General features: G+C 42.2%; 6 protein-coding genes and 1 pseudogene. 5 read left to right on the top strand and 2 right to left on the bottom strand.

From position 1 onward, the window contains the following. Positions 1–805, top strand: a pseudogene (locus tag PN462_RS20040) (S-layer family protein); the annotation flags it as partial. 195 nt (positions 806–1,000) lie between these two features. Here PN462_RS20040 and PN462_RS20045 read toward each other — a convergent pair. Beyond that, positions 1,001–2,446, bottom strand: coding sequence for an XDD3 family exosortase-dependent surface protein (locus tag PN462_RS20045; protein ID WP_272130610.1), 1,446 nt, complete (start codon positions 2,444–2,446; stop codon positions 1,001–1,003). A gap of 487 nt (positions 2,447–2,933) precedes the next feature. Here PN462_RS20045 and PN462_RS20050 point away from each other — a divergent pair, with 487 nt between their 5' ends. The 4 genes from PN462_RS20050 (at position 2,934) to PN462_RS20065 (ending at position 7,685) form a co-directional block, all read left to right on the top strand. Further along, positions 2,934–3,569: a hypothetical protein gene (locus PN462_RS20050; protein WP_272130611.1), complete on the top strand. Its 636-nt coding sequence runs from the start codon at positions 2,934–2,936 to the stop codon at positions 3,567–3,569. A gap of 13 nt (positions 3,570–3,582) precedes the next feature. After that, positions 3,583–4,506, top strand: a complete 924-nt coding sequence (locus PN462_RS20055; RefSeq protein ID WP_272130612.1) for a DUF1822 family protein — start codon at positions 3,583–3,585, stop codon at positions 4,504–4,506. A 62-nt stretch (positions 4,507–4,568) separates the two neighbouring features. Further along, the gene (locus PN462_RS20060) at positions 4,569–6,911 is read left to right on the top strand and encodes a CHASE2 domain-containing protein (protein ID WP_272130613.1); all 2,343 of its coding nucleotides are present in this window, start codon (positions 4,569–4,571) and stop codon (positions 6,909–6,911) included. 24 nt (positions 6,912–6,935) lie between these two features. Then, positions 6,936–7,685 (top strand): DUF928 domain-containing protein, encoded by a 750-nt coding sequence (locus PN462_RS20065; RefSeq protein WP_272130614.1) that lies wholly within the window; start codon positions 6,936–6,938, stop codon positions 7,683–7,685. On the opposite strand, the gene PN462_RS20070 is transcribed toward PN462_RS20065, so the two are convergent. Next, positions 7,682–10,423, bottom strand: a complete 2,742-nt coding sequence (locus PN462_RS20070; RefSeq protein ID WP_272130615.1) for a CHAT domain-containing protein — start codon at positions 10,421–10,423, stop codon at positions 7,682–7,684. The genes PN462_RS20065 and PN462_RS20070 overlap by 4 nt on opposite strands. Between the last annotated feature and the right edge of the window lie 446 nt (positions 10,424–10,869).

Raw genomic sequence — 10,869 nt, forward strand, 5'->3', positions numbered from 1 at the left:
GTTTTTTGAGAGTTTAGGGAGTGGGGATGCACGGGGGATTGAGTTAAGGACGGGAGATTTGACGGTGCAGAATGGGGGAGAAATTACGGTTAGTGGAGAGGGGACGGGACGTGCAGGGGATTTGTTGATTAGTAGCAGGTCGATTTTTTTGAATCAACAGGGAAATTTGACTGCGCGAACGATTTCGGGAGAAGGGGGAAATATTGAGTTACAGGTGGCGGAGAATTTGTTACTCCGTTACAACAGTAATATTTTGACGGAAGCTCTGGGGACGGGGAATGGTGGGAATATTACCATTGATGCGGGGGGGTTTGTGGTTGCGGTGTTGTCTGAAAATAGCGATATTGCAGCGACGGCCATTGCAGGACGAGGGGGAAGTATTTTTGTGACGGCCAAGGGGATTTTTGGGTTTAGTAACCCGGGTCGGTTGGTGCGGACTCTGGAGAGTGATTTGAGTGCAAGTTCTCGGTTGGGGATTGATGGGACGGTGACGGTGAATGCGGGGAATTATCAACCGGATATTCCGTTGAGCGATCGCTTTGCTCCTCCTAGTTTAGCAGCCGGATGTCGCACTCCTGGACAGGGGAATCATTCAGAGATGAAACGGAGTGAGTTTTATGTGACGGGACGAGGAGGACTTCCCCCTAGTCCGTCGGATGCACTCCAAGGGGGATCGGTTTATGTTCCTTGGGGGAGTGTTACGGAGGAGGAGTCGCAATGGTCTTCGGGTGACGGGAGAGGGAGGTTTGAGGAGAATTTTCCTGTGACAGAAGCGACGCTATTGGATTGTTATCCCTTGTTTTAAGGAGAGAGGGAGAATTTTTTGTCCCTATTGTTTATGGGTTTCCATGAGCCTTGGGTTCAAACCCAAGGCTCATAGTGAAAACCCGTTAAAACGGGTTGAGTCAACCACAGGAAAACCCACAAAGAACAGGCGAGGAAATTGAGTCGGCTTGAGCCGACTTTAGCTATTAGCCAAGGGTTTTAACCCTTGGTGTAGCTAATGGGATTTTTTGCGTAGTTTTAATCCTAGGAGACCAAATAACAAGAGTCCTACTGTTGCACCGGGTTCGGGAACATCCTGTACTACTTCGATAGGACGCATTTTAAAACTCCCTAATTCGTCGTTCAACGCTAGTTGTAGTGCAAAAGGAGGGTCAGTTTCTGCGGGGTCTTTCCAAGGGAAAATAAGATCAAATTCGGTAATACCCATACTAGCAAACGCTGTAAAGTCTAAACTGTCTCCAGGTTGATAAGGGCCAAAATCCTTATCTCCTACTTTCACTGTAAAAGAATCATCAGCAGAAATACCACAGGGAAAATTTTCGATTTGTGTAAATGTTGTTCCTCCGGTGGTGGTAAAGGTATAACCGGAATAAGCAGGGGGATCATACCATTGATGACTTAACGCATCATAAAAGATTTTCCACTCTCCATCCACGGTATCCGGTGCAAGTGCTTCTAGTTGAGATAACGTTGCTGCACATCCATCTCCTGTATTACCTCCAATGTTGTCTCCGGTATCATCTCCGGTATCACCTGCGTTATCATCTCCGGTATCACCTCCAGAATCACCTCCAGAATCAGAGTTAGAAGATGTAAAATTCCCTAATAAGGCCATCCCGTCATTTAAGCATTCTTGAATAGCTGTGGCAATAAAATCACCAGCCATTTCTAACGGTTTCTGGAAACTAAATCCAAAAATATTATCCCCTTCTCCAAAAAACTGATCTGTTTCAAACCCTTCTTCTTCTAGTTCTGCTTGGGAGCGAATAGTAACATCACCTTCACCTACTTTATGTTCCTCTTGATTGTCCGAAGTCAGAATATTAGGCATTTTATAACCTGATCCAGTATAGGGGGCATAATAATCATCATTCCATCGTTTATCTCCCATCCACGCATTCTGTCCGACATTGTTGACGATTTCATTATTATGAGCATTCAAGTTCCAATATCCTGCATTTTCACTGACTACACTTGAAGCACTCATCCCACAATATACTCCACTATCTACTCCAGAATCATTGGTATTCGCAAAGCGAACACCACACATTTGTCCTGTATCAATTGATTGCTGAAAATTTCCTGTTCCAGAAAAGTCAAAAAACATATCTCCCCAACCAATATTATTATCAGGAATTTCCATTCCATTAATATATGTTGGGACAGAACGTCCTGTTATCGGTAGATTAGAATTCAATCCGACCCAAATAGTATTAGTTTCTACGTTCTCTTTAATCGCCATTCCATAAATTTCATAAATTGAACCTCCTACATCAAGTCCACCACTCCCGTTACTGGCAATACTGTCATAACTCGGATCAATGGAGTAATACCAATCGTTATGAAAAAACGAGGCAAAGGCAGGGGTTGTAAAGGGAATTGTCAGGAGTCCAAGGGTAGTTAAGAGGGTACTCAGACCTGTTTTTGTGAAATGTTTCATGTTTCCTCGGCAGATGCGGTGTTGGGATAGTTGTTTTTTACCGTTAGGAAGATTTTAAAAGATTTGACTGAATTACAACAGCACTTTGGCGTAACTTTACAGAATCTTTAAAAAACTTTTGTCAAAATTTCAATTTTCAAATTATGTATAAAAACGACAAAATCGCTCTCATTAGTTAATACAATCAGAGCAAAAAATTAAACTGGTACTTGAGAATTACATGATTTTGAGACTCCGATTAGAGGGATCACCACAATGGAGATGCAGGAACGGTTCAGAGGAGTAAACCCCTTCCTCTCCTACCTCCTCATTGGGTTCTCTGGGATTGAGGGGGGTTTTTACGCAGGGAGGAGGAAAATTTAATGTTTTGTAACAAATTGGGGGAGGCTGCGTAAAACCGAGGGGGATACGCAGAGAACAAGATAGAAGGGAGGTTTGTTCACCCCTTCTGCTGGATACAGATAACCGGTTACGTTTCCATTGCAGAATGTGTGATCTTGAAGACAGACTGAAAAAACTTGCGATCGCGGCCCAAACCCATCCTCCTGACTCCCTCCCTCGTCGGAAAGCGGTAGATCGACTGTTGCGAGAAATCCAACAGAGTGGTCGTTTAACCCGGCCTCCGGTCCCTCCCCAATTTCAAGCGTCCTATGACGAAATCTATGGGATCGCTATCCAACAGTTATTTGGATATATCTACCGCAAATTAGATACCTATGATCCCCATCGAGGAGAGGTGTTGCAATGGGTCAACTTTCTCCTACAACGACGATTTCCTGACGCAATTCGAGAATTATCGGGAAAAAATTGGTCAAAAACTGTTCCGTTCACACTGGACGATCTAGAAACCATGAACCCTATTCCCAAGGAAGAGGACACGGTGAAGATTGAGGCCAAGGATATTGTCGAATGTTTACAGGAAGACCCCGAAGGACTCTTTGTGAGTACCTACACTTGTCAAAACCCGACAGCGAATTTCCAGTTTATCGCACTGAAAATTGTAGAAGGTTATACTTGGCAAGAAATTGCGGAAGAACTCAATCTCAAAGTTTCCACAATTAGTAGTTTTTACCAACGCAATTTAACCCGTTTTTCCCCTAAAATCCACGACTATTTAGCCTAATTCCTTTAAAACCATGAAAAACTCTAAAACTCTGTCCCCCTTAACGTTGCCAATCACTCGAAATTTCCACCAAAAAGCACAACGGTTGGCTCAAAAACAAACGGAGTCCCGGAAGCTCAGACAAGTCTATCTTAATACTTTAGCGGTGGAAGTCGTCCGAGTCTATTTAGAGAGTCTCGATATTCCGGTTCATCAGACAAAAAGTGATAGTTTGGAGGTCATTGATCAAACCCTTGCTGATGTCGCTACTTTGGTCTTAAAGGATGATCGAAGATTAGAATGTCGTCCCGTTTTACCGGAAGCAGAACATTGTTATATTCCGCCAGAGGTATGGGATAATCGTATCGGGTATTGTGCAGTTCAGTTTAATCGAGATTTGACCGAAGCCAAACTTTTAGGTTTTACAGAAAAAGTAAAACAAGAGTGGATTCCCCTTGCTTTTTTTTCCCCCTTCGAGCATTGTTTAGATATAGTAGGTCAAACTTCGCCAATGGTTCAATTACAAAATTGGTTTAATCAGCAGATGGAGCAAGGGTGGCAAACCTTAGAACATCTATTTATTCCCCAACCCAGTGAACTTGCGATGAGTTTTCGGAGTGTGTCCTCGGTTGCTACTCCAGAAGCAACTAAGGTACAACGGGGAAAGTGGTTGAATCTCACTCAGGGAGAAGAAAAAGTCGCTTTATGTGTCGGTCTCCAACCGAGTGAGGAAGAAGATATGGAAATTTGGGTACAAGTGTTACCCCAACAAACCCAAACCTATTTACCCGAAAAGTTACAACTCCATTTATTAGATGATCAAGGCCAACGGGTGATGCAAGCGGAGGCCAGACATTCGGAGGGGTTAGAATTTCAATTTACGGGAAATTCTGGTGAACGGTTTACGGTACAAGTCCATTTAGGAGATTTTAGTGTGACTGAACATTTTGAAATTTAGGGGTTTGTTGATTGTGGGATTCAAAGAATCAGAAATAACGCATTACGGATGACTGTAAGTTGATGACTAAACGAGTGTTATTAGAACTAGACGGAAACTTGACGACTGGGGTACGAGTGACCCTTGAAATTTATTCTTCTCCCCAGTCTAATTCCTTGAAAATTAAAGGGTCACTGCCGCCGAATCCTGAGTTAGAACAATGTTTACACTATCATTGGCAGGAAAACTATCGTACTTTAGGGGCCCCCTATCGTTGGACGTGGCGGATTAAACCGAAAAAAGTGATTCATAAGGGGTCGATTAATCAAAAAATAAAGGTCTGTCAGCAGTCCGCTAAACGGCTTTGTGAGCAGTTAGAAGAATGGTTGGATTGTGAGACCTTTCGACCCATTGATCGTCGCTTACGAGAGCAGCTAGACCCCACTGAGGCGGTGCGCTTTTGGATTTGTACGGATAATTTGCAGTTGCGGAAACTCCCTTGGCAAGAATGGGAGATTTTTCAGCAATATTCTCTGGTTGAACCCTCTTTTTGCTCTCTAGAGTCTCAACCTCTTACTCCTCCGGTTTCTTCTCCCTCTCTTATTAAAATTTTAGTGATTTTAGGTCATGATCAAGGGATTGATACGGAGAAAGACCGAAAATTATTAAATCAGTTACCCCATGCTGATCCGGTTTTTTTGGTGCAACCCCAACGTCAAGAGATTACGGATCAATTATGGGAGCAGTCTTGGGATATTATCTTTTTTGCGGGTCATAGTGAAACCCAAGGAGAAACGGGAGTGATTTATATTAATCCCGATGAATGTTTAACGATTGATGAGCTTTGGTATGGGTTAAAAAAGGCTTGCGATCGCGGACTCCAATTAGCCATCTTTAACTCCTGTGATGGGTTAGGACTCTCTCAAAAATTAGATGATTTACTTATCCCGCAAATGATTGTCATGCGGGAATTAGTTCCCGATCAAGTGGCTCAACAATTCTTACGTTATTTTCTCACAAATTTTGCTCAAGGTCAATCTTTTTATTTAGCAGTTCGTGAGGCCAGACAACGGTTATATGATGAACTAGAATATCAATTTCCTTGTGCCAGTTGGCTTCCCGTGATTTGTCAAAATCCTAGCGCAATTCCCCCTAGCTGGACTGTCGAAACTGCTCCCATTGTTCCTCCTGTTCCTCACCCCATTGAGACTCCTAACCCCATTCAGTGGGGAGGAATTGTGCTGTCTAGTTTAATCGCAACTTTGGGGGTTTTAGGGGTGCGATCGCTCGGTTTTTTACAACTCGCAGAATGGAAAGCCTACGATTATTTAGTCCGCTTCCAACCCCCAGAAACCTTAGAAACTCGCCTTCTTGTCGTCGAAATCACTGACCGAGACTTAAACTTATTTAAACCTCAACGAGAGGGATCAATTGATGATGATATACTTTACGAACTTTTAAAAAAAATAAATACCGCTAATCCGCGAGCCATTGGTTTATTTTTACTCAGAGATGGTCGGTTCGATATTAAACTAAAAGCACTCAATAATTATATCAAAAATAACTCCAAAATACAAGGAATTTGCACCGTAGGAGACAAAGATAGTAAAGGATATTTACCGCCCCAAGCATTCCCCCTCAAACGGCAGACTTTTGATAATGTAATTCCCGATCCAGATCAAGTAGTGCGTCGCCAACTCTTATTAACAAATCCTCCACTCCATTCTAACTGTCACGCTGAACAGTCCTTTGGTCTTAAAATGGCGCAACTTTATCTAGAAGCAGAAGGAATTAATGTCACCGTTAATCAAGAAGATAACTTACAATTAGATAACTTAGAAATTCCCATTCTCACTGCACCCCAAGGGGTCTATCAACAAGCTGATACTTGGGGACATCAAATCTTATTAAATTATCACTCCCATCAATCTCCTGTGGACTTTGTAGAACGAGTTAGTATTACCGATATTCTCAGTGATTCTGTTCCCTCCCAGTATATCGAAAACCGTCTAGTCATTATTGGAGTAAATCACGAAAATGCCAAATTTTACCCAACCCCCTACGGTGTCCAAATACCAGGAATTTTATTACAAGCACAACAAATTAGTAATCTCCTGAGAACCGCACTTGATGACCGTCCCTACTTACGATTTATTACCTTTCCAATTCAATTATTGCTCTTATGGGGAACTGCATTAATAGGAGGACTTCTGAGTCAGCTTCCCACCTCCTGGAAACAACAACTCTTGATTGCCTTGAGTTTTGGGGGACTATTAATCGCCGTCTGTTATACTTTCCTATTACAAGGATATTGGTTGCCATTCATTCCCCTACTCTTAACAGGACTAATTTCTGCTATAATCGTTAATAGTGTTTTTCCATCACAACCACAAAATAATCGCTCAAACGAAACTGATCCCACTTAATTGATCAAACTTTACGGACTCAATATGATCCCTTGGTCTTGGTTTAAACTCTCTTTAGGGGTAATCTTCCTCAATCTAACTGGATTAATCACCCCCCTCGTCGTCACTGCTCAATCCCCCCTAGAAACGAATTCCATTATTTTTAATCAACCCACTGTTTCTGATGACCGAGGAAACCCTCCAAATAGCGAAAGTTCTGCATCTCGTGATCCTTGTCCAAACCTTCCTTTAGGATTAACTCCCCTCACCCCAGTCACCCCCGACAACTCCATCCCGTGGGGATATACCCGCAAAAGTCATCCCAGTTTCTGGTTTTATAGTCCTTACTCCCCCGACTGGGTAGAAAACGTAAAACTCTCCCTGCGTACATGGGATGAGGAAGAAAAACGGGAAATCATCGTCTATGAAAGCGACATCCGTTATACCGCATCAGGAATCATGCAAATTGCACTCCCTCCCGATGCTCCCCCCCTCACCCCAGACACCTGGTACAAGGCCTATCTGTTTGTCGAGGTGTACTGTACTGAGACTTCTCCCCTGAGTCGAGATAGCAGTCAATTCTTAGTCCTGCGTAAACCCAGTCCTCCCCTTCCCACCAACACCCCACTCCCCGAAAAAGCGAGAATATTTGCACGTCAGGGATACTGGTTTGATGCACTCAACGCAGTTGCAGCATCCAATCAGTCTGGAGATTGGGAGCAACTCCTCGAAGAAGGAGGGTTAGGGGAATTCAGTGAGTTTCCCAGAGAAGATTGTTGCACCAGCGAAAATTAACGCCAATTTCCCACTAACACAAACGGGGCCCAATGATAGGGTTTTTGGGTTTCTGTGTTTTGTAGTAACGCAAGTTGTGCGCGTCGTAATGCTTCTGCTTTACTGATCTCCTCCTGACGCAAATGTTGATAAAATTCTGCCATTAACTGAGAGGTGGAGCGATCTTGAATCTTGAATAACGACGCAAGGGTACTCACTGCTCCTGCTTGTACCGTCACTCCAGCTAACCCTAATGTAGCACGGCGATCGCCAATTGCCGTTTGACAGGCACTTAACACTAATAACTCAATCGCTTGGGAAAACGTCTCTCCCCGACGCTGAATAACCTGACTCATTTCATTTAAATTAATCTTTTGATCTGCCGCCAAAAGAAACGTATCTTCCACCCTTGAGCTAAATTGTCCATGGGTTGCTAAATGAACAATTGGGAAAGGGTTTTCATTCACCGTAGTTTGTAAATTCTCCTCAGTAAATTCGTCATTATATAAAAGCTGACTTTCCGGGAAATTCCGAGTTAACTGTTCAACTTCTTGGGTTACATAAGGAAGTGGTTTAGAATTAGAATAGCTTTCACTTAATCCTCCAATTAATAAATTAAAATCTTGTGCTGCTAAAGGAGACTCATCTAATAAATTTAAGCCTAAATTTAAAGCCAGACTATATTTTTCAATTAAGTATTGGTCACTTTTGGTATCATACAACGCAGCTAAGGGTAAATTTTGCAAAAAGCTATCTAAAACAAAAACCAGAGTTTCTGTATTAGACTCCTTTAAGGCAGGTTCTATGGGTTCAATTAAAATATTATATAATTCTTGATAAATTTGCGCATTTCTAGATTCTTTTCCTTGAAAAACTAAATTTCTAATTTCTGATACTTTTTTTTCTAATTCTTGCTTAGAAATCTCCACAGAATAATATTTTAAGTTAGGACTTTCAGGAGTTTTAACCAACAAGACTAAATCCTCTGGTAACACAACCGAATAGATAGAAGTTGTTTTAAGTTGATGTTTTTGAATAAGCTGATCTAACGGAATATGATTCGCTAATTGGAGTTGACAGCGTAAATAGTCCTCTAATTCTGCAACTTGTAGTTTTTGAGTATAATTTTTGGCCTTTTCTAAGCGAGTATAACCCGATAATTGAGTCTGACTTTTATTCGAGTCTTCCTGTAATAGCAATAACTCCAATAATTCCCGATAAACAGGTTCAATATCATTGCGAAACAGAAAACGCACGTCAGATTTTTCTAAACTAATTAGATCATAGCGTACTTGGTCTAATGTTTTAATAGTTTCTTCATAAGCAGTAATCGCAGCAGCCGTTTTTTGTTCTGCGGTTAATAGTTTTGCCAGTTGCCATTGTACCTGATATAAAGTATAATCATCTTGCTCCCTTTCAGCAACGAGTAAGGCTTTTTGATTCCAGTATTTTGCTTGAGAAAGAGAGCCTGATAATTGATAAAGACGACTTAATTCATAATAAGATTTAGCAACTAAATAAGAATCATTAATTTGCTGTGCTTTCTGGTTAATTTCTTGTAGAAAATCTGCTAAAAGTTGAGAATTTTCCGAAAGTTGATTAGGGGATATAGTTTGATAATAATTCAGCCAATTAAGCATTAAATTTAATTGACTATTTAGTGATTGCTGGTTTTGAGGAAGGTCTTGTAATTGCTCTAAAAAACGAGGAAATTGAGCCATTAACTGTTCTATAGTATCCTGAACATTAGGAGCATTTTCAGCAACTTTAGGCTCAGTTCGTCGAGTGGCCAATTCTAGACTCAATTGGAGTTGATTTAACTGCGCTTTAATCGTGAGCAGGGGAGTATAATTGAGAGCAATAACCTGTTGATAATAATTTAGAGCATTCTGATAAGAGTTAACCTGTTGTGGGGGTCGATTATTGCCCCTAGGCACTCGTTGATATTCATCTTTCAATTGATAATATCTCGCTTGTGCCGTATTGCCTAAACTCAGCAAAATTTCCGCTTCCGTTTCCGGGTGCGGGAGTTGTTGAGCGAGGGTTAAACTATGTTGTAAAATTGCCTCAGCTTGGTCTAAATAGTCTCCCTCAGAAGTCGTCACACTGGGGAGTCCGTCAACTTTCCCCACCACCCGAATGAGAGTCCCCAATTCTTGCCAGGCTTGTATCTTGGTGAGAGAATTGGGTTGATGGGATAATTGAACAATAACGGGTTTTAAGGTTTTCAGTGCGTGACGAAATTGGCCAAGATGTTGTAAAGCGCGACTTTGATGAAGTTGTGTGCGAATTACCCCTTGTGAGTCCTTCTGTTGTTGATAGGCAGTAGTTGCCTCTCTCCAAGCCAGCAGGGCGTTTTCCCCTTGTCCTAAACTAAAATAGAGTTTCCCTTGGACTTCCGCCACTTGAGCTTGTAAACGCTGTTTTTGGGAGGACTCAGACAACTGAGGGATAAGGAGTTTCGCTTGGGAGAGAGCATTTTGAGCGTTCTCCCAGTCTCCCAACCCTTGATAAACTAGGGATAAATTGGCCCAAGTCATCCCTTGCTCAAAGGGTGCATTAATTTGCTCTAAGGCAGTTTCTAGGGGAGGAATGGCTGCTTCATAATTCCCCTGTTGATAGAGGCGTTGTCCAGTTTGTAAGAGAGTCTCAGTATGCTCAATTCCTTGAGCCGCCACTGGAAGTGGTAACAACATCCAGATAATTAGAATAATTCTGCTCAAACACCACGGGTTAGGAGAGGGAGAGGCATCACTCATGGTTGACCAAAAATACTGGGTTAATATAGCGGTGTGCAGTTGGGAGCAAGTGCAGTCCTCACCCCCCAACCCCCTCTCCCACCTTGGGCGAGGGGGAGCAATTGCCTTTCACTCATTTGCACATCGCTATAGATACATAGTATTGTTGAACCGCTCTGTAAAACTTACTCAAACTTAACCATTTGATGTTCACTTCCTACCTTGGATCTTCGGAGACCTTTCCATCAGTAGGCTTACAAGCCTGAGCTATGCTCGTATGTATCGAAAAACAGAATGTATCGAAAAGCAGAAAAATAGCTTTCCAATTATGGTGAGGCTTCTAACTTCTCACTGGCTACAGAGCTTATCCCTCGCCTGTGGCACGTCTATCAAACGCCAGATAGCTTATTGCTGGAGGGGGTATCTTCTTCCGGCGACGGTGAAAAGACCGTTGACTATTGGTATCA

The organism is Spirulina sp. CS-785/01 (assembly GCF_028330525.1).
Classification (GTDB): domain Bacteria; phylum Cyanobacteriota; class Cyanobacteriia; order Cyanobacteriales; family Spirulinaceae; genus JAQMSD01.